Source organism: Streptomyces sp. TLI_105 (genome assembly GCF_900105415.1).
In the GTDB taxonomy this organism is placed as follows: Bacteria; Actinomycetota; Actinomycetes; order Streptomycetales; family Streptomycetaceae; genus Streptomyces.
In genome coordinates this window covers 7355890-7374299 of the sequence record NZ_FNSM01000001.1, presented here as the reverse complement: position 1 = coordinate 7374299, position 18410 = coordinate 7355890, and the positions used below count along the sequence as shown (strand labels likewise).

Sequence of the window (18410 nt, the reverse complement as noted above, 5' to 3'; positions counted from 1 at the left end):
CACGGATGAGGTACTTTTGGTCGAGGGGCGAACGGGGAGTGGTTCTGGTGGCTGTGGGCTATCTGGCGACCGTGGTGCCGGCCGCGCTGATCGCGGTGTTCTGCCTGGTTCCCCTCCGCGGACCGAAGCCGCTCTTCTCCCTCGGTCACCGCCTCGCCCTGGTCTTCAACGAGATGCCGTTCCTCGTCGTCTACGCGCTGGCGGCCTCGACGGTGCTGGCCTTCGCGGAGGGTGACATCGCCACGGGCGCCGACTGGGCGGCCGTCGGTCTGGCGGTCGCCTCGGCCGCCGGCCTCGCGGTGGTCGCCCGGCGCGGGATGCGGACGGCGTCCGTGATCAGGGGCGCGCTGGACGAGGCGCTCGGCGCCGGTACGGGTACGCGCCGCCGACCGCCACTGGCGCGCATTCTGCTCAGGCCGTTCTTCCGTCGCCGCGGTGACGTCAGGAGGGTGGGCGACCTCGGCTACGGGGACGCGGGCCGCCGCAACCTCCTCGACGTCTACCATCACCGCTCGCGCCCTCAGGGCGGCCCCGTACTGATCCACTTCCACGGCGGCCACTACCACCAGGGACGGAAGAACACCCAGTCGCTGCCGCTGCTCTACCGGCTCGCGAGCCGGGGCTGGGTCTGCATCAGCGCCAACTACCGTCTACGGCCCGCCTTCTCGCATCCCGACCACCTGATCGACGCGAAGAAGGTCATCGCCTGGGCCCGTGAACACGCCAAGGAGTACGGCGCGGACCCCGCAGCGGCCGTGTTCGTCTCAGGAAGCTCCGCGGGCGGGCACATGGCAGCGCTCGCCGCCCTCACCCCGAACGAACCGTCCTATCAGCCCGGCTTCGAGGAGGCGGACACCTCGGTGACCGCCGCCATCACGCTCAACGGCTATCTCGGGACGTACTTCGACGGAGATCCGACCACTTCGCCGGTGAACCTGGTGCGGGCAGACGCGCCACCGTTCCTCATCGCGCACGGCGACATGGACGAGCTGGTGAAGACCGAAAACCCCAAGGCCCTCCTCACCGCCCTGCGCTCCGTTTCCACCTCGCCGGTCGTGTACGTCGAACTCCCGGGCGCGCACCACGCCTTCGACCTCTTCCACTCCTTCCGGTTCGAGGCGCTCATCGACGGCATCGAAGAGTTCGCCGCGTGGGTGAAGGCGGGGAAGAGGGCAATCTGAGGGGCGGCGGATCCAGGCCAGGACGTTCCGAGCGGCCGCCCGCATCCACCACCCCGCACCAGAACCAGACGAAGAACCACTACTGGATGAACAGCTTCGACAAGCTCCGCCGCTGCACCGAGCGACGAAGAACGCCCGCCGAGTTCTTCATCGCCCTGGCCGGCACGATCATCACCGTCCGGTGCCTGATCCGACGCGCCTGGCCCCGCTGTCGCTGGGACACCCGCCCACGAAGCCCCCGCATCCGATGCCCCACTGGCGGCCACTCTTGGACGTCCAGTCAACAGTGACAGCGCGAGAAGACAAGTCGGTTACGAGAAGAGGGTGTTGCCTGTCCGGCCGGAGCGGGGAGAGACTGCTTGCGAGCCGAGAGCAGGTGCGTCCGTGACAGCAGCCGAACCGGAGCACGTCGCCTGGTTGACCGAGAGGCAGCTGGCCCGAGCCTGGCCGACCATCCGGGCGACCTGCCTGAACGCCACCGCGAAGGCCAACGGAGTCCGCAACAACCTCCATGTATCGCACACCACTTGGGGCGAGAGGACGTGGCGCACGTACCACCCCGCGGACGTCGCCCGGGTGGCCGGGGCGATCGCCGACGGCACCGCGGAGCTCCAGCCGCACTGGCGGAACGACACCCCCGAGGCCAAGCTGCTCGATCAGCGCCTCCGCAGGAAGAATTTGCCCGGTGCCATCGGGTGCGCCCTGCTCGTCGCCGTCCCGTTGGCGATCATCGTCGTTCTCCTGGTCATCTCCTGGAACGACTCCGGAGGGTCTTCGCCCTCCTACTGGCACTGACCCGCAAAGAGCCCGCTCGGTCGAGATCCGCTTCGCCGCCCTCCGCGAACAGCTCCGAGTGCGCCTGGGCGAGCAGCAGACGGCCCTCGCCGTTGGCCTTGATGCCCAGGCGCTCCCGCCTCCGCCGGCTCGCGCCTGACCTCGGCGGGACGCCCGCCACCAGCGAACCGGGCGGGATCTGCATGCCCTGCGGCACCACCGCGCCGGCCACTTTCGGCGAACCGGCGCCCACCCGCGCGCCGTTGAGCCCAGGGCGCCCATCCCGACCAGTACGGCGTCCTCGATCGTGCAGCCGTGCAGCACCGCCGCCCCGGGCCGGCTACCTTGCCACTCTCACGATCGGCCGGTTCGACCTCTGCGGATCCCGGGCAGGCCGCTCGGCGCGCTGCTGCACACCTGGCTGTTCACCGCCGCCAAGCCAGAGCCCGACGCCCCGGCTCTCCGGTCCGCCGGCCTCCGCCTGACGGAGCCGCGATCCTGGCGGCAGATCCAGGTCACCAACGATGTGCACACACGGTAGGACCCGCCGCCGACGGCGGCCGACCGCACTCCCGCGCATGCTGCCTGCCCAGCTGTCTCACCTACTGGCGGGCGCACTGAAACACCACCCGAACCGTAAGGCCGCCTCCCTTCCGGTTGGCTGACACCGTCGCCTCGGCCCCGTGCGCCCTGGCGATGGCGTCGACGATCGACAGGCCGAGGCCCGCCCCCTCCCCGGGTGCGTGGGTGCGTTCGTTCAGGCGGCGGAAGGGCTCGAAGAGCAGAGGTACCGTGTCAGGGGACACGACCGGCCCGGTGTTGGACACCTGGATCCCGACGTCGGGGCCGGTGCGCACGTCGACCCGCCCCTGCGGGACGTTGTGCCGCACCGCGTTCGCGATCAGATTGTGCAGAAGCCGCTCCAGGAGCACAGGATCTCCTTCGACGGCCAGCGGCAGGGCTCGAACGGTGACGCGCACGCCCCGCTCCGCCGCCTCGTCGGCCAGCGCGGCCGCCGCCCGCTGAGCGAGCTCGTCCACCGCGACCCGACGACGTTCCTTGAGACCCTGTTCGGAGGCGGCGAGGAGCAGCAGGCCCTCGATGATCCGCTCGCTGCTGTCGGCCACCTCGATCAGCTTCGACCGCATCCGTGTCACCCGCTCCGGGGACGGATCCCCCGCGAGCCCGATCTCCGCGGCCGCCCGCTGCACGGCCAGTGGGGTACGCAGCTCGTGCGCCGCGTTCGCCGCGAACCGCTGCTGGGCGGAGACGAGCCGCTCCATCCGGTCGAGCATGCCGTCGAAGGTGTCCGCGAGCCGCTTGAGCTCGCCCGGCGGCCCTTCGAGCGCGATCCTCTCGTGCAGGTTCTCGCCGGACAGACGGCGGGCGGTGTCGGTGATCACGGCGATCGGCCGGAGAACCCGGCCGGCTGTCCACCAGGCAAGCGCGACCGACAGGACCGCGTAACAGACGAAGACGACCACCGAGATGGTGAGGAGTCGGTTCAGGGCGGCGGATCCCGCCGCGTCGCTCAGTGTCCGCGTGATCGCCAGGGCCTCGCGCGGGACGACGCCGGTGCCCGCGCTCGGTGCGGGGCTCGCGGGCGCGGCGCTCGGCATCCCGGTGGGGAAGACGGTCGGCCAGGATGAGGGCAGTCGTTCCAGCCGCTGCGCCGGCACCGCGGTGGTGACGGCCGTAGTGATCGACGCGTACATGCCTTCCTGCACGAGCACGTACACCACACCCGTGAGCAGGGCTCCGGCGAGCACGAGCAGCCCGGTGTAGAGGGCCGTCAGCCGAGCCCGCTCGCTGCGGACCGGCAGGACGTGGCCGGAGCGGGCGGCGAGGGCGGAGGTCCGGGACGCCCCTGTGTTCGGACGCGGCGGCGCGAGGAGCCTGCGTCGGCCCTTCACGGCGCGATCCGGTAGCCGGCGCCGGGGAGCGTCTCCACCGCCGGCGGTTCGCCGAGCTTGGCCCGCAGTTTGCTGAGGGTCACGCGTACGGCGTTCGTGCGGTAGCTGGTGTGCTCCTCCCAGACCTGCTCGATCAGGTCCTCGCCGCTGACCACCGCCCCCTCGGCCCGCAGCAGCGCCTCCAGGACGCCGAACTCCTTGGGTGACAGGTGCAGGTGCCGGCCGTCGCGACTGGCCTGGCGGCGAGCGGTGTCCAGGACGATCCCGCCCCGTTCGAGGACGGGCGGCAGTGCGGGTCTGGCACGCCGGCCGAGGGCCAGGACCCGGGCGAGGAGCTCGTCGTAGGCGAAGGGTTTGGTCAGATAGTCGTCGGCGCCGAGCCCCAGGCCCTCGACCCGGTCCCGTACCGTCCCGGCCGCCGTCAGCATCAGGACCCTGGTCATCAGCCGCTGCTCGACCACCCGGCGGCAGACGTCGTCGCCGTGCATCCTGGGCAGATCCCGGTCCAGGACGAGGACGTCGTACTCCCCGAACTGCAGTTTCCGCAGCGCTTCGAGGCCGTCGGCCGCCACGTCCACGGCCAGCGCGTCCCGGCGCAGCCCTTCCGCGATCATCTCCGCGAGGAACGCCTCGTCCTCCACCACCAGTACGCGCATACCCCTTGTGTATCCGAAGGGGACCTTTCGCCGGTGTAAACGAAACTGCTGAGAGAAACGAAACATCCCTTCGCGGCACCCTCGCCGCCATGACGATTCGACGGATCATCCGGGCGGCCGCCGCCCCTTCCCTGGCCGCGGCCCTCGCCCTCTTCACCACTGCCTGCTCGGGCTCCGCCTCGGACGGGAAGGCCGACGGGAGCGTGAGCGAGGACGGCAAGAAGGCCGACCAGGCCTTCGAGCACCGCAAGTGCCTGCGCGAACACGGTCTCGACGTGCCCGAGCCCAAGCCGGGCGAGAAGGGCACCGGGCTCACCATCGGCGGCGACAGCATGTCGAAGGAGAAGATGGAGAAGGCGTTCAAGGCCTGTGCGAGCAAGGCCGGCGGCGCCGGATTCGGCAAGGAACCGACACAGGCCGACAAGGACAAGGCGCTCGCGTACGCGAAGTGCATGCGCGAGAACGGCTTCGACATGCCCGATCCGAAGTTCGACGGCGGAGCGCAGCAGGCTCTGCCGATACCGCAGGGCGCGCAGAAGCAGAAGTTCGAGAAGGCTGCCGAGGCGTGCGAAGGCGTGGCCCGATGAGTGGCGGCCCGTCGGACCCGCACACGGACCAGCGGCGGCCGCTGGGGCGGCGCCGGCTCGGGCTCGCCCTCCTCGCGGTCGTCGCCGTCGCGGGCGGGGGCGTCGCCTTCACCGCCCTGGCGACCCCGGAGAAGACCCCCGTCGGTCACCCCGGCGCCAAGGGGCTGCCGCCCGCCACGACCCCCGTCACCCGGGGCGATCTCACGGACAGTTCCCAGCAGGACGGCACGCTCGGTCACCTGGGGGAACGGAAGATCAACGCGGGCGGGACCGGTGGCACCCTCACCTGGCTCGCTCCGTCCGGTTCCGTCATCGAACGGGACGAGCGGCTCTACGAGGTCGACGGCGAGGCCGTCCGGCTGATGTACGGGGGCGAGCCCATGTACCGGACCCTCAAGACCGGTGACAAGGGCACGGATGTACGGCAGCTGGAGGAGAACCTCGCCGCACTCGGGTACACCGGCTTCGCCGTCGACGAGGAGTACACGGCGAAGACCGCCGCGGCGGTCAAGCGCTGGCAGAAGTCCCATGACCTGAAGCAGACCGGCACCGTCGGACCGGACCGGATCGCCTTCGCGGGCAGCGCGGTACGGGTCAAGGAGGCAGGCTCCGGCTCGGGTACGGGATCGAGCGGCGGGGACCGGATCGCCGCCGGCGACCGGGTCACGCCGGGCTCCCCGGTCCTCACGGTGACCGGATCCGAACGGGTCGTGACCTTCCAGGTGCCGGCCTCGGAGGCCGGATCGGCGAAGACCGGGACGCGTGTGCGGGTCACGCTCCCGGACGGCACGCGGCTGCCGGGGAAGGTGAGGGCGGTCGGCAGGACCGCGACGCCGGGGGACGACCCGCAGGACAGGACCCCGAAGATCGACATCACGGTCTCCTTCGACCGGCCCGACGAGGTCAAGGGCATCGACCAGTCGCCGGTCACCGTCGAACTCGCCGGCGAGACCCGCCAGGACGTCCTCTCCGTACCCGTCAACGCCCTGCTCGCCCTCCCCGACGGCGGATTCGGCGTCCAGGTCGTCGAGAACGGCGCGGCCCGGGACATCAGGGTGGAACTCGGCATGTTCGCACAGGGCAGGGTCGAGATCAGCGGCGCCGGGCTGCGCGAAGGCATGAAGGTCGGGGTGCCGTCCCGATGACCAGCACCCTGGAACCCGTCGAGGGACCCGGCCTGCCCCCGGGCCCGGTCCACGGTCCCGTCCCCGCCCGGGTGCCGGTCGTGGAGCTCAGCGGCGTCGTCAAGGAGTACGCGGGGGGCGTCCGCGCGCTCGACGGCGTCGACCTCACCATCGGCGAGGGCGAACTCGTCGGCATCGTCGGCCCCTCGGGCTCCGGCAAGTCGACCCTGCTCCACATCGTCGGCACCCTCGACCGGCCGACCGCCGGTACGGTCGCGATCGCCGGTCACGACGTCGCCGCCCTCACCGACCGACGGCTCTCCGCGCTGCGCGCCCGGCACATCGGCTTCGTCTTCCAGGCCTTCCACCTGTCGCCGGGCGTCACCGCCGTGGACAACGTCGCCGAGGGACTGCTCTACTCCGGTCTGCCCCGGGCCCGTCGTCGCAAGCTGGCCCTCGAGGCACTGGCCAGGGTCGGTCTCGCCGACCGGACCGGACACCGGCCGCACGAGTTGTCCGGTGGTCAGAAGCAGCGCGTCGCCATCGCCCGCGCGGTCGTCGGCCGGCCCGACCTGCTGCTCGCCGACGAGCCGACCGGCGCTTTGGACACGGCGTCCGGCGAGACGGTCATGGAACTGCTGCACGCCCTCCACCAAGAGGGGGCGACCATCGCGGTCATCACCCACGACACCGAGATCGCCCGGCGCCTGCCGCGACAGGTCCGGATCCGCGACGGCAAGGTCGTCGCGGACTCGGTCCGGGGAAAGGTCGTGGTCTGATGCCCGGCACGCGGAAGCGGACGACCCCCCGGGCTGCCGACCGGGAAGCCGTCGCGCTCAAAGCCCGTCGGCTCGGCCCGCGCGACGTCCTGCACGTCGGCTCGGCCGGGCTGCGCACCCGGCCCGTGCGGGTGGTGCTGTCGGCGCTCGGGATCGCCATCGGCATCGCGACGATGATCGCGGTGGTGGGCGTCTCGGCCTCCAGCCAGGCGCAACTGCTCCAGCGGCTCGACGCGCTGGGCACGAACATGCTGGTCGCGAAACCCGGCCAGGGGATGTTCAGCGGACAGGAGGTGAAGCTGCCCGAGGACGCCGTCGGCATGGTCGGCCGCATCGAGGGGGTGGAGGAGGCCGGCGCGACCGGGGACCTGCAGCACACGGTGCGTCGATCGCAGATGATCCCGGAGGAAGAGACCGGCGGCCTCGCGGTGAAGGCGGCGACGGAGGGACTGCTCGACGTGCTGCGCGGCACGACGGCATCCGGCATCTGGCTGAACGCCGCCAACGGCCGCTACCCCTCCGTGGTGCTCGGGAACGTCGCGGCCGAACGGCTCGGCGTCGACCGGCCGGGCCGGCAGATCTGGATCCACAACCGGTACTTCACCGTCGTCGGCATCCTCGCCCCCCTGCCGCTCGCCCCCGAGATCGAGCGTTCGGCACTGGTCGGCTGGGACGCCGCCCAACGACTGCTCGGCTTCGACGGACATCCCACGACGGTGTACGAACGGTCCACGGACGCGTCCGTCCGCCAGGTCCAGCAGCTCCTCGCGCCGACGATCGACCCGCAGAACCCTCAGAACGTGTCGGTGAGCGACCCTTCCGAGGCACTCAAGGCGAAGGCGGCAACGGAAGGGGCGTTCTCCACCCTGCTCCTCGGGCTCGGCGGGATCGCCCTGCTCGTGGGCGGCGTCGGCGTCGCCAACACCATGATCATCTCCGTCCTGGAACGACGTCGTGAGATCGGACTGCGCCGCTCGCTCGGCGCGACGCGGGGCCAGATCCGGATCCAGTTCGTCACGGAATCCCTGATGCTGTCGGGCCTCGGCGGCATCGCCGGCGTCGCCCTGGGCGCGGCGGCCACCGCCGTGTACGCGTCCACGGCCGGACTGCCCTGGGTGGTGCCGCCCTGGGCGGCCGGTGCCGGCTTCGTCGCCACCCTCGCGATCGGCACGGTGGCGGGCCTCTACCCGGCGGTCCGCGCCGCCCGCCAGCCACCGACTTCGGCGCTCGCGACGGCGTAGCGGACGGTCCCGCGGCCGCCCGGTGGCTCGGCACCGGGCGGCCGCGGGACCGCCGTCCCCCATGCTGTTCCTCGGTTCCGCGAAGCGCGGCCACCGGCCTGTCACGGCCGGCCGCGCGACCGCATGGCGCCAGGTGATGACGGTGAAGTCGTAGCCCCCAGCGCGTATGCGAGCACGCCGTGCCGGATGCGCGCTGCGGCGACCTCGTGCTCGAAGGCCGCCGCCTGCGGCCGTCGGCCGCGACCGACTCGACGTCCGTCCGCCCGTGGGACGAGAAGATCTCCTTCTCCGCCCAGGGGACAGGTCGGCGGGTGGTGTAGCCGCCGTTGCCCGTCCCCGTACCGATGTCCAGGACGGTCGTGCCGGGTCCGGGCGCGGCGGCGGCGATGATCCGGGAGGTCGACGCAAGCCGCGACCGGCATGCTCGCCGGCGAGGCGGGCCGTCCGAACCGACGGCCGCCGCGCCCGAGCGGTCGGGCACATCGATGCCGGCGACCTCGCCCGCCCCTGGACCACCATGGCGCTTCCCTGCCGGTCGACGGACCGGTCCCCGCCCGTGGCGTGCTCACTCCGTGGGGGATGCGGCTCCATGCTGGACGGTGTTGGTCACCTCCGCCGTCGACGGTGGCGGATGGGCGCGGCGCCGTCGCCGCAGCCATACGTAGAGCATCAGACACGGCAACAGCAGTCCGGCGACGGTGAGGGCGAGGAACGTCGTGAAGCCGCTGATGTGGCCGACGAGCCAGCCGAAGTTCTGCCCGAAGAAGCCGACCACGAAGGACAGCGGGAGAAACACGCTCGCGAGGATGGTGAGGCGCTCCATCGTGGCGCTCTGCCGCAGATTGATCTTGTTCTGTTCGACGGAGATCACCGCGATGTTCGCTTCCAGGACGGTGGTCAGGAGGTCGCGTTGGGCCGCGACTTCCTCGTTGACCAGCAGAAGGTGGTCGTGCACGTCGCGGATGTACGGATGGAGCGCGGGCGGCGACTTGCCGGGCTGCAGGCGCCGACCGAGCACGGCGAGCAGCGGGTGCACGGCGCGGTAGAAGTCGGTCGCCTCGCGGCGCAGGAAGTAGATCCTCTCGGTCGGGGCGACCGCCCCGGAGAACACGGTGGCCTCGATCTGCTCGATGTCCCGTTCCAGCTCCTCGACGACCGGCGCGTAGCTGTCGACCACCTGGTCGAAGATCGCCCACAGCGTGGAGGCGCTGCCGGCCTTCAGCAGTTCGGGCCGGCTCTCGAGTCGGCTCCGGGCTTCGTGCAGCTCGCTCGCGATGCCCTGGCGCACGGTGATCACGAAGTGTTCGGCGAGGAAGACGCTGATCTCGCCGGTGTCGATCTCCTCACGCTCGTCGTCATAGCGTGCCGTGCGCAGGATGATCAGTTCCGTGCCGTCCTCGTACTGCTCGGCCTTCGGCCGCAGGTGGAAGTTCCGGGCGTCCTCGACGGCGAGCTCGTGCAGTCCGAAGACCTCACGGACCCGGGTCAATTCCTCAGGACCGGGTTCGAAGACGCCCAGCCAGACGAACCCGCCCTGCCTGCAGTGCGCGGCCGCCTGCTCCAGTGGCATCGCGCCCTCGTGCTGCCGGCGCCCGTCCCGGTAGTGCGCACAGTCGACGATCATGGCCGCCTCCTCCTCACGGCCGACCGACGTGCGCCGCCTCTCGCCCACCGGCGGCGTCGCGCGCCGTACCGGCCTCACAGCATTAGATGCTCCTCCGACTCATCGGGAATGTCCTGACGGTCGGGCCCGACCGTCCCGCACGCTCGAGTGCAGCAGGGGCCACAGAGCCAAGGTGAATGGACAAGCACCAGGTCAAACGGCTGCCCGGCTCCCTGTTCGCGCAGGATCGGCGCTGACGCCACTCATCTTGAGCGGTACGAGAGGTCGCGATCCACCTGCTCCGACGACGCACCAGTGCCCGCCCGCAAGGGATCTTGGCTGTGGTGGCGGTCTTCATGCGCCGGGTCTCGTCGCGGCCGTGGGCGGTGGCGCGGGTCTTGTCCAACAGCGGCATGTCCCGCCAGGGCAGGTTCTTCAGCATCCGGTGCAGGGTTGGCTGGTTGCCCTTGATCACCGCGATGTAGTGCGCCTGCTCGTCCTCCACCAGGAAGCGGGCGTGCTCGACCTGGCTGTGCAGCGCGTCGAAGGTGACCACCCAGCCGGCCAGGTCCAGCGGTTGGAGCAGGGGCCGAAAGACGGTGATTTCGTTGGTCTTCGCGTCGACTTCACGCTGGGCAGGGACCAGGCCGCGGCCGCTCATCGCGGCCAGCAGGTGGACCTGGGTGCCGTCGGCGCGCCAGGCGCCCCGCACGGTCTTGCCGTCCACGGCAAGCGCGGGAGCGGCCGCCTCCGCCTGGCCGTGCTCGGCACGGCGGGCGCGGTCCGCGAGCCAGGCGCCGATCGCCGTGTCCAGTGCGTCGCCGTCGATGCGCTGCAGGATGCGCCGCACGGTGGCCTCGGCCGGGGCGGCGGGTCCGGTGTCCGGTTCCCGGCAGGTGCCGCCGAGGCGGGTCAGCAGTTCGGGCGGGGCGTCGGCGGCCCACTCCGCGATGGCCACCAGGGACGTGGCCCCGGCCAGGACCGCGCAGGCAGCCAGGGCCAGGACGAAGACCAGCGGGTGGCGCCGACCCCGGGCACGGCGTGGATCGGGAACGGTCGCCAGACGGACCAGGAGCCCTGGGTGGTCGGCGGGCGACGCCGGGGCGACACAGGCGAGTTGGCCCAAGCCGACGGAGATGAGCGAGGAAGAGCCGGCAGGCACGGTCTTCCATCGTGGGGATCAGGGATTCGACACTTCATGATCACCCGCGGCCCTGCCTGCCTTTACTCAGAGGCGAACTGGCAGGATCGGGGCCATGAGCGACCCACCTTTCGACGCTGTCCTGTGCGACTTCGACGGCGTCCTGCGTCTGTGGGATCCGGACGGGATGACCGCGCTCGATCGTGAGCTGGGGGTGCCCGGGGGGACACTGGCGTCCGCGGCGTTCCGTCCAGGCCTTCTGAATGAGGCTGTCACCGGACAGATCAGCGACGACCAGCTGCGCAGCACCCTCACACCACTGCTGGCGTGACCGGCCGACCCGCCGCCACTCCGGCCCACCGGCCGCACCAACATAGCCCCTGGCCTCCGCCACCGCGCCCGCGACGCCACCGCCCTGGGCATCACGTGATCAAACCGGGCACTCCGCGAGAATGACGCCGCCCTGGGGGTGCGGGCCCTTCCCACGTCCTGCGTCCGACCCGGGCTTCGGTCAGTCAGATCTGCTGCTGGAGCAGGTAGAAGCCGATGCCGACGGTGTCGGCGCCGGGCCTTCTTCGTCGGTGCTGGTCGGTGAAGCCGAGCACCTGCGCGCTCGCTCGCCAGACCCGTGCGTCCGGGCTCTGCCCGACGGCAGCGTGGTGCGCGGCGAGCAGGTGTGCGGCCGGGGGTCTCCGGCGCCGGCGGCGAACCTCCACCAGTACAGAGCGCTCTCCCTGCGGTCGAGGCTGTAGAGGAGGCAGGCGAAGGTGCGGGCGCCGGCTTCGTCGTAGTCGGCGGCGAAGTCGGCGAGGGTGTCGATGTCGTCGGAGCGCAGCACGTTCTCGCACAGGACCTGGATGTAGGCGAGGACGGCGAATTGGGAGGCGGCAGGGTCGGAGGTGACGATAGGGGTGGGGCGGCGGCGCACTCAGCGGTGGACGGGCCGGGTCGGGCCGCCCGGGTGCGTGGTGCTGGTGCTGGGGCCTGGTGCCGGCGACGGGAGCTGGGGCGCCGGACGGGCCGGTGTGTCGGTGACGGCGTAGGAGACGCGGGCGGGGCGGCGGGACTCCTCTGCGATGCGGGTGGCGAGCCGGTCCATGAAGTCGTCGGTGTCATGCCGGTCCGCCTGTTCTCGCAGGTAGTGCACCTGCTTGGTGAGGAGGTCTTCCAGCATCAGCTGTCCCCTTTCTCGGTTTCCAGCAGCTCGGCGAGGAACGCCTTGAGCTTCTTGTGGCCCCGGGAGGCCGCGGTCTTGGACCGTGTCCTATGTGGTGGGGCGGGCGCGTCGTTTGTAGCAGCAGATGGCTGCGGCAAGGCCGAGAAAGGCCAGGTAGTTGGCGGGGTTGCGTTCGTAGCGGTGGCTCAGGCGTCGGTATCCGGTGAACCAGGAGATGGTCCGTTCGATCCAGGCGGAGCAGAGGGTGGCCGGCTGCTCGGCGGCGTGGCTGTGCGCATCACGCAGCTCCCACCAGAGCCGGTCCGGCTCTGTGTCCTGTGGGCGGAATCCCGCCCAGCCGGATGCCGCCGTGGCTCCTGAGCGGCAGGCCGTAGGCGAGCGGCAGGCCGTAGGAGGCGACGTGCGCGGCGGCGGTCTCGATGGCCTGGAGCATCCGGGCCTGGCTCGCCGTGTCTCGCCGATCAGGCCGGAGCAGGGAAGCGGCACGGGACTTCGTATGCCTTGAGGGGGCGATGCTCTCGTGACGGCGGGCGGTCACAGGACCAGGACCACGTCCCGGCACACGTACGTGGTCGTCGGCGAGTAGACCTCCACCGTCCACCGCCCGGGCTCGGACTGCAGCTCGGCACGGAAGGCGCCGTCACCGCACGGTGCCATCTCCACGTCCTCCCCGTGCGTGCCGTCCTCGGCCACGCGGCGCACCCGCAGCTGCATGGCCGCGTCGGCGTCCGTCGCCCACACCTCGAACGGCTCGCCTGCCACGGCGACGTCGGGCAGTTCCACGCCGACGGGGTGGTCGGAGCTGAGCAGCCGGGCGAGCGGCATGTCGTGGCAGATGCGCCTGAGTTGCTCGACGGCCCCCTCGGCGTTGACGAGGTCTGCGTGCCTGCTGTCCAGCCACAGCGCACGGCCCAGGGAGCCCCACTCGGGCGGGATCTGTGCGAAGGCCGCCACCGTGCCGTCCCCACGGGGCGTGATGGACCGGTCGTCGGGGTCGGCGGATCCCGAGAAGTCGGAGTGGAACGTCAACCTGCCCGTCGCGGAGAAGGACACCGCCTGATCGGTGCGGTGCTTGTCGCCGCCGAAGGCGTGCAGGGCGTAGCGGTCCCGTCCGTACTGTTCGTCGTTGACTCGGACAGCCGTCTTGATCTCTTTGAAGAAGGCGAACGAATCCTCGATCGTCCGGAGGTCGATGCCCTCGACCGACGCTCGATGGGTGAGTTCGGTCCTGCCCTCCTTGGGGTCGAGCACCATCCGGTACGTCGGGATCAGCTGCCCCAGCGAGGGGTACGTCGAACAGACCTCGCGGACCCACTCGTTGAGCGGTCCGGGTACCCAACGCGCCCGGCCGGTCAGGAACCGCAGCGCCTTCACGCTCCCCGAGTAGGGCGTGCCCAGCGTCGTGACCGACCGGGTGTTCCTCCATCCGCCGAGAACCTCGGTGTAGTACCGCACGACAAGGCCGCCCATCGAGCGGCACACGAAGACCACCTTCGCGTCGCACGCGCCCGGATGGAGTCCCGGGTCGGCCGTCGTCCGCCAGCGCTCCAGCCGCTCGTCGACGAACCGCTCCAGCTTCGCGGCCGTGTTGCGGTTGCTGAGGCGCCAGTCGTACGGGAAGACGGCGAACTGCTCCTCCGTGAGCCCGAGGCTCTGCCGGAGCCCGGCAAAGCCGGTGTCAGAGACCAGGCCGGGCAGCAGGCGGGCGCTGGGGATCACGCGCCCCACGTCCAGGGCGTGGGGCGGTTCCGGGTCGGCGTTCCCGATGCCCTCCTGGAGCCTGAGCACCTCCTTCGTCCTCCTCGGCCCGAGGAAGCCGCCGAGTGTCTGGAGGGACAGGTCCCAGACGTCGAGTCCGTCCCGGGTCAGGGCCGTGCCCATGATGCCGGGGACCAGGATGACGAAGTCGTCCCTCACGAGACGCTCTCCTCTCTTCTCGGGGCGGAAGCCGGCCCGCGCTGTCTGCCGACCCGGGGCGCTGGCGCGTCTTCCTCGACGCGCCAGGGCAGGGCCACCTGGTCGCAGCGGATGCTCTTCTGCGCGATGCCCTGGATCATCAGCGTGATGTGGTGGCCGTCGTAGACGGAGTCGACGTTCGCCACTGGGTAACCGCGGGACTCCATCGGTTCCAGCGCCTGCTCCCGCCGTACGTCCCAGAGCAGGAGGCGGCCGGAGCCCCGGCTCCAGCCGATGAGCAGGGGAAGCTCCGGCGGTCCGGCGAAGGTGAGCCCGTCGAGCGGTTCGCCGGGCTGCTCGGGCAGCGAGGTCGACACCCCATCGCCGCTGTCGCACCGGACGATCTCCACTGTGTACTTCGTCGCGTAGGCCACCAGGGGAACCGGCCGGACGACCCGTCTGAGCACTCCCGTCGCGACGGCCCTCGCCCCGGCGCAGTGCACCGGTTCCGGCAGCGCGTCCGGCCGGTCGAGGTTCCACACCCGGGCCGCGTCGCCACCCCATAGGGAGAGCCAGGACGGCCCGCCGGGCACTCCCACTCGCTCCAGCTTCTGCACGGTGCCCGAGGCCCTCAGGACGAAGGTGTGGCCTTCCCGCCACGGGCCGCGTCTGAGGCCCTCGCGCTCCCACGTGATGACCTCCTGCCCGGACGGCCACATCAGGCGCGTCCGGCCCTCCTCCGTGACGGAGACGTCGAGGGAGGACGCCGCCACGTCGTACGCGCCCGGCAGGTCGAACTCCTCCGTGTCCAGGAGTTCGAGACCGGGCCCGAGGCTCCACAGCAGCACGTGCCGGTACCCGGCCGCTACGACCTTCCAGCCGTCACCGGCCTTCGTGACGGCGAGCGCGCTCACCTGGTGCGGGTGCGGGAGCCGCGGCCCGCCGACGATCCGGCCGGCCGCAGTGTGCAGGCTCGTCAGTACGTCGGAGCCCTGCGAGCGGGCGAGGAGCATGGTGCCGTCGGAGCTCTGCGCCATCCGCAACTGCGGCTTTTCGGCCAGGCGGCCCCTGACGGGTTCCCGGGCGGTCCCCCCGGCTCCGAAGGGGGTGTGCGGCTCCCAGATCTGGAGCCGGGTGTCGTCCGCGACCGCGAGGCGTCCGCTCCCCGAGGGGTCGAAGGCCAGGGACTTGTGCCCGTGGTCGCACGGCAGGGGCACGTGCTCCCTGCCCGACTCGTCCCACACCTGCGCCTGGGTGTTCTCCTGTACGGCGGTCAGCACGCCGTACGGGCCGTGCCCGAGGGCCACGACCTGGCCCGCGGTACGGGCGCGGAACCGCAGTTCCGCCTCACCATGGAAGAGGTCCTCCATGTGCCAGACACGGAGGGTGTGGCCGTCAAGGGCCGCGACCACGGCCCCGGCACCCTCCCCGGTGGCCATCACCGCCAGCGAGCCGATCACTTCGGCGCCGTCGGTCAGGGAACGCATGTGTTCGAGTCCGGGCCTTCCCAGCCTGAGTCCCCGCACCTCCCGCACGGTCACTCCCCCGGGCCCGCCCGTGAGCACGCCGACGCGCCCGTCGCGGACGACCGCCGCCACGCAGTTCACCTGCCCGGGGGCGTGGAGCGGCTGTCTGATCCGGCCCCGGACGTAGGCCGAGGAGCTGTCCCACCGCCATACCCACAGGCCGATGCCGTCAGCCACGGCGAGGAAGACGTCCCGGCCGTTGCACACCGAGTCGACGGCGTTGGTCTTCCCTCCCCAGTGCAGCTCCTCGACCGGGTGCTTGCCACCGCCCTGCCAGATCCGCACGCACTGGCTGTCGTGGGTCGCGATCACCCGGCTCTCGCCCTGTCCCGACACCGTGAGGCCCCGCTGTTGGGGAGGTGATGACCAGGTGGCCGGGCCCGTGTTCCTGGTCAGCGTCCGGTGCCCGTCCGCGGTCCACGAGACGATCTCGCCGGCGCCAGCCACGTGGACGGTCCCGTCGCCCTCCTCCCAGTGCACCGCCAACGCACCGCCCGAGGGGGCCGGCCGGCTCCGCCGCAGCGGGAGCCGTTCGGCGCTGCTCCACACGTCTTCCCAGAACACGGACGGCGGTCGCGGTACGTCCTGCAGGAATTCGGCGGAGAACATCGCCAGGGCGGTGGCTCGCAGCACCGCCCACCGTCCTGCCGGAGACGGGTTCCCGCGGAAGTCGTCGGCCACGCGCAGATACAGCGTGCTCTGGGGGGTCGTCGCCGACCGGGCGGCGACCAGCGGTTCCAGGACGTCGGGCGCGGTGGCCACCAGGAAGTGGTGGTCGGCCACCAGTTCGTCGAGGACGTCGTCACCGGCCAGGGCCGCGTGCGCCGCCAGGTAGTGGATGACGTAGGGCTCCGCCCCCTGCCAGTCCGTGGGTGACCCGGGGGTCAGGGCGCGGACCACGGCCCTGTGTCGACGTCTCACCTCCGCCTCCCCGTGCAGCAGGTGCGCGCCGAAGCTGGGGTGGTGGAGGCGGTAGACCGGCGTGCCGAACTCGTCGTCCTCCGCGATCGTCACGCCGGTGGTCCTGCGGACCACGTCCAGCAGATCCCCGTGGTCGTACTCCCTGCCGCCCGGGGTCCGCACCGCGTTGGTCACGGCGAGCCACACTTCCGGTTGGGGGAGCCCGACGCCCTGCGCGAGCGCGAGGCCCCGCATGAAGTCCCTGACCCGTCCGGGGTCCTGCGGATCGATCCGGTCGAGCTCCTCCGCGAGCAGGAGATCGAGGACGGCCGTGCCGGGGCGGAGTTCCCGGTCGAGCCGGTGCTCCGCGACTGCTTCGGGCAGGAGGACGAGGCGGCGCGCCCACAGGGTGGCCACGAGGAAGAGGCCGTTGCTGCGGGCCGCGATGTACCGGGCAACAGCACCACGGGTCTGCACCGCGTCCGGCAGCAGGTTATAGGGGGAGTTCGCCTCCCCCAGGAGGCGTTCGACGTGGCGGGTGATGTCCTGCTCGACCCCGGCTGACCGGTCCAGCTCCAGCGGCTGTACGCAGTGGAGGACATCCAGCAGAGACTCGGCAGACGGATCGCCTGGGAGGTTGCGGCGGGAGTTCGGGCGGGTAGCGACCACGACCCGCACGCGCGGCCGGGCCGCGAGCGGATTGAGCAGGCTTCTCGCGATGTCGAAGGAGTGACCGGCCGCCGCCTCGTCCAGTCCGTCGAACAGCAGGGTGAGGATGCCCTTGCGTGCGGCGAGCCGCTCGATCTCCTCCACACACGCGGATGGTGACGGCCGTTCGGCTCCGGTGTTCCCGAGCCCCAGCGAGCGCAGGCGCTCCGTCAGTTCGTGGCAGAGGGCGGAGAGGGTCTTTCCCCGGCAGTGGACCGCCGCGTTCACCGAGCGCAGTTCGGGCAGGTTCCGCGGCCGGCGGTCCTCGGCCAGGGTGGCCACGAAGTTCTCGTCCGTCAGGTGCGCCACGTAGGACAGCAGGGTGGACTTGCCCGCTCCCGACGCCCCCGTGATCGTGTACATCCCGGTCTCCCGGGTGCGCAGCCAGTCGACCACCTCGGTGACGGCGTGCTGCCGTTCCGCGAAGTCCCGCAGGTGCCACCTGTCGCCCGAGTCGGAGAACACCGGCAGTTCGTCGTGCGGGAACTCCCGTCCGATCCAGGACTCGTCGTCCTCCGACCGCAGGGCGGCGCCGGGTCGGGAACAGTAGGGGTTGGCCAGGAACGCGGGGTCCAGGGTGTGCACTTCGCGCCAGTCAAGGGCCTGCTCCTCCATCCGGTCCGCCACGCCCAGCATGAGGTGCTGGAAGAAGACCGCGGGCCGCTCCCGGGAGAAGATCCGCTCGCTCTCGCGGACGAGGAAGGCGGGGTTCGAGAGCACCTGCTCCAGACAGTCCACGAAGTGGCCTTCCACGGCCTTCTGCCGGGACTCGGCGGTGGCGACGACGGCGAACCCGGTGCGGGGGCCCGGGGCCCGCCCCCGGACGTCCTCCACCCTGTCCCGCACCGCCCGTATCGCTTCCCCCGCGAAGCACGCGTCCAGGACGAGCAAGGTGTCCGTGGCGTCCTCGGCGAGCCAGGCGACCAGTTCCTCAGCGGTCACGGCCCGGCGGGGGTCGAACCGTCCCTCCTCGTAACTGTCCTCGCAGGCCAGGTAGAAGGTGTCCCCCACGACCTCGCCGTGACCCGTCCAGTAGAGGACCTTCCGTCTTGCCGCCTGCTGGCGGAGCCGCGCCACGAACGCGTGGATCCGTTCGCGCCCCGCAGAGGGGGGCGGCGCTCCGTCCGTACTCGTCAGGACCTGCGCGGGCAGGTTGAATCCGAGGCGCCGCATCTGTTCGACGAAGCGTGCGGCCGTTCCCCTC

17 protein-coding genes and 2 pseudogenes are annotated in these 18410 nt (G+C 71.4%); 9 read left to right on the top strand and 10 right to left on the bottom strand.

From position 1 onward, the window contains the following. Positions 1-47: 47 nt before the first annotated feature. From BLW86_RS33640 to BLW86_RS33635, 3 genes and pseudogenes are all read left to right on the top strand, one after another. Positions 48-1181 carry an alpha/beta hydrolase gene (locus BLW86_RS33640; RefSeq protein WP_093879012.1) on the top strand — a complete coding sequence of 378 codons (1134 nt, stop codon included), beginning with the start codon at positions 48-50 and terminating at the stop codon, positions 1179-1181. 80 nt (positions 1182-1261) lie between these two features. Then, positions 1262-1471, top strand: a pseudogene (locus tag BLW86_RS43470) (hypothetical protein); the annotation flags it as partial. A gap of 94 nt (positions 1472-1565) precedes the next feature. Continuing rightward, a complete protein-coding gene (locus BLW86_RS33635) occupies positions 1566-1976 on the top strand; it encodes a hypothetical protein (RefSeq protein WP_143060299.1) in 411 nt (136 codons plus the stop codon). A 581-nt stretch (positions 1977-2557) separates the two neighbouring features. Here the strand turns inward: BLW86_RS33635 and BLW86_RS33630 are convergent. Together BLW86_RS33630 and BLW86_RS33625 are read right to left on the bottom strand one after the other, a co-directional pair. Further along, positions 2558-3778, bottom strand: coding sequence for an ATP-binding protein (locus BLW86_RS33630; RefSeq protein WP_093879011.1), 1221 nt, complete (start codon positions 3776-3778; stop codon positions 2558-2560). 86 nt (positions 3779-3864) lie between these two features. Next, positions 3865-4524: a response regulator transcription factor gene (locus tag BLW86_RS33625; RefSeq protein ID WP_093877511.1), complete on the bottom strand. Its 660-nt coding sequence runs from the start codon at positions 4522-4524 to the stop codon at positions 3865-3867. Positions 4525-4613: 89 nt separating this feature from the next. Between BLW86_RS33625 and BLW86_RS33620 the strand changes: the two genes are divergently transcribed. The 5 genes from BLW86_RS33620 (at position 4614) to BLW86_RS42230 (ending at position 8575) form a co-directional block, all read left to right on the top strand. Beyond that, a complete protein-coding gene (locus BLW86_RS33620; protein ID WP_093877510.1) occupies positions 4614-5111 on the top strand; it encodes a hypothetical protein in 498 nt (165 codons plus the stop codon). Beyond that, complete coding sequence (locus tag BLW86_RS33615; RefSeq protein ID WP_093877509.1) at positions 5108-6256, top strand: peptidoglycan-binding protein; 1149 nt, start codon at positions 5108-5110, stop codon at positions 6254-6256. Before BLW86_RS33620 ends, BLW86_RS33615 begins: the two co-directional genes overlap by 4 nt. Next, a complete protein-coding gene (locus BLW86_RS33610) occupies positions 6253-7014 on the top strand; it encodes an ABC transporter ATP-binding protein (protein ID WP_093877508.1) in 762 nt (253 codons plus the stop codon). Before BLW86_RS33615 ends, BLW86_RS33610 begins: the two co-directional genes overlap by 4 nt. Next, positions 7014-8255 (top strand): ABC transporter permease, encoded by a 1242-nt coding sequence (locus BLW86_RS33605; protein ID WP_093877507.1) that lies wholly within the window; start codon positions 7014-7016, stop codon positions 8253-8255. The genes BLW86_RS33610 and BLW86_RS33605 overlap by 1 nt, the downstream gene beginning before the upstream one ends. 179 nt (positions 8256-8434) lie before the next feature. Then, positions 8435-8575, top strand: a complete 141-nt coding sequence (locus tag BLW86_RS42230) for a hypothetical protein (RefSeq protein ID WP_177181826.1) — start codon at positions 8435-8437, stop codon at positions 8573-8575. A gap of 245 nt (positions 8576-8820) precedes the next feature. Here BLW86_RS42230 and BLW86_RS33600 read toward each other — a convergent pair whose 3' ends face one another. Together BLW86_RS33600 and BLW86_RS33595 are read right to left on the bottom strand one after the other, a co-directional pair. Next, on the bottom strand, positions 8821-9879 hold the full coding sequence (locus BLW86_RS33600; protein WP_093877506.1) for a magnesium and cobalt transport protein CorA: 1059 nt from the start codon (positions 9877-9879) through the stop codon (positions 8821-8823). A gap of 82 nt (positions 9880-9961) precedes the next feature. Then, a complete protein-coding gene (locus tag BLW86_RS33595; RefSeq protein WP_256341508.1) occupies positions 9962-11020 on the bottom strand; it encodes an ISAs1 family transposase in 1059 nt (352 codons plus the stop codon). A gap of 94 nt (positions 11021-11114) precedes the next feature. Between BLW86_RS33595 and BLW86_RS33590 the strand changes: the two genes are divergently transcribed. Continuing rightward, complete coding sequence (locus BLW86_RS33590) at positions 11115-11330, top strand: hypothetical protein (protein WP_093877505.1); 216 nt, start codon at positions 11115-11117, stop codon at positions 11328-11330. A gap of 184 nt (positions 11331-11514) precedes the next feature. On the opposite strand, the gene BLW86_RS43460 is transcribed toward BLW86_RS33590, so the two are convergent. From BLW86_RS43460 to BLW86_RS33570, 6 genes and pseudogenes are all read right to left on the bottom strand, one after another. Beyond that, positions 11515-11715 carry a hypothetical protein gene (locus BLW86_RS43460; RefSeq protein WP_256341507.1) on the bottom strand — a complete coding sequence of 67 codons (201 nt, stop codon included), beginning with the start codon at positions 11713-11715 and terminating at the stop codon, positions 11515-11517. A gap of 212 nt (positions 11716-11927) precedes the next feature. Then, on the bottom strand, positions 11928-12173 hold the full coding sequence (locus BLW86_RS33580) for a hypothetical protein (protein WP_093877504.1): 246 nt from the start codon (positions 12171-12173) through the stop codon (positions 11928-11930). Between the two features lie 90 nt (positions 12174-12263). Continuing rightward, a pseudogene (locus BLW86_RS42655) lies at positions 12264-12404 on the bottom strand (IS5/IS1182 family transposase); the annotation flags it as partial. 49 nt (positions 12405-12453) lie between these two features. Further along, a complete protein-coding gene (locus BLW86_RS42225) occupies positions 12454-12609 on the bottom strand; it encodes a hypothetical protein (protein WP_177181485.1) in 156 nt (51 codons plus the stop codon). 101 nt (positions 12610-12710) lie between these two features. Beyond that, complete coding sequence (locus BLW86_RS33575) at positions 12711-14093, bottom strand: esterase/lipase family protein (RefSeq protein WP_093877503.1); 1383 nt, start codon at positions 14091-14093, stop codon at positions 12711-12713. Then, entirely contained in the window at positions 14090-18379 is a 4290-nt protein-coding gene (locus BLW86_RS33570; RefSeq protein ID WP_177181825.1) for an AAA family ATPase, read from the bottom strand. Before BLW86_RS33570 ends, BLW86_RS33575 begins: the two co-directional genes overlap by 4 nt. Between the last annotated feature and the right edge of the window lie 31 nt (positions 18380-18410).

Coding starts and splice junctions, on each gene's coding strand:
- BLW86_RS33620 (WP_093877510.1), top strand. CDS start 4,614: ATGACGATTCGACGGATCATCCGGGCGGCCGCCGCCCCTTCCCTGGCC.
- BLW86_RS33610 (WP_093877508.1), top strand. CDS start 6,253: ATGACCAGCACCCTGGAACCCGTCGAGGGACCCGGCCTGCCCCCGGGC.
- BLW86_RS33590 (WP_093877505.1), top strand. CDS start 11,115: ATGAGCGACCCACCTTTCGACGCTGTCCTGTGCGACTTCGACGGCGTC.
- BLW86_RS33580 (WP_093877504.1), bottom strand. CDS start 12,173: ATGCTGGAAGACCTCCTCACCAAGCAGGTGCACTACCTGCGAGAACAG.
- BLW86_RS33605 (WP_093877507.1), top strand. CDS start 7,014: ATGCCCGGCACGCGGAAGCGGACGACCCCCCGGGCTGCCGACCGGGAA.
- BLW86_RS33600 (WP_093877506.1), bottom strand. CDS start 9,879: ATGATCGTCGACTGTGCGCACTACCGGGACGGGCGCCGGCAGCACGAG.
- BLW86_RS33625 (WP_093877511.1), bottom strand. CDS start 4,524: ATGCGCGTACTGGTGGTGGAGGACGAGGCGTTCCTCGCGGAGATGATC.
- BLW86_RS33570 (WP_177181825.1), bottom strand. CDS start 18,379: ATGCGGCGCCTCGGATTCAACCTGCCCGCGCAGGTCCTGACGAGTACG.
- BLW86_RS33615 (WP_093877509.1), top strand. CDS start 5,108: ATGAGTGGCGGCCCGTCGGACCCGCACACGGACCAGCGGCGGCCGCTG.
- BLW86_RS42225 (WP_177181485.1), bottom strand. CDS start 12,609: ATGCTCCAGGCCATCGAGACCGCCGCCGCGCACGTCGCCTCCTACGGC.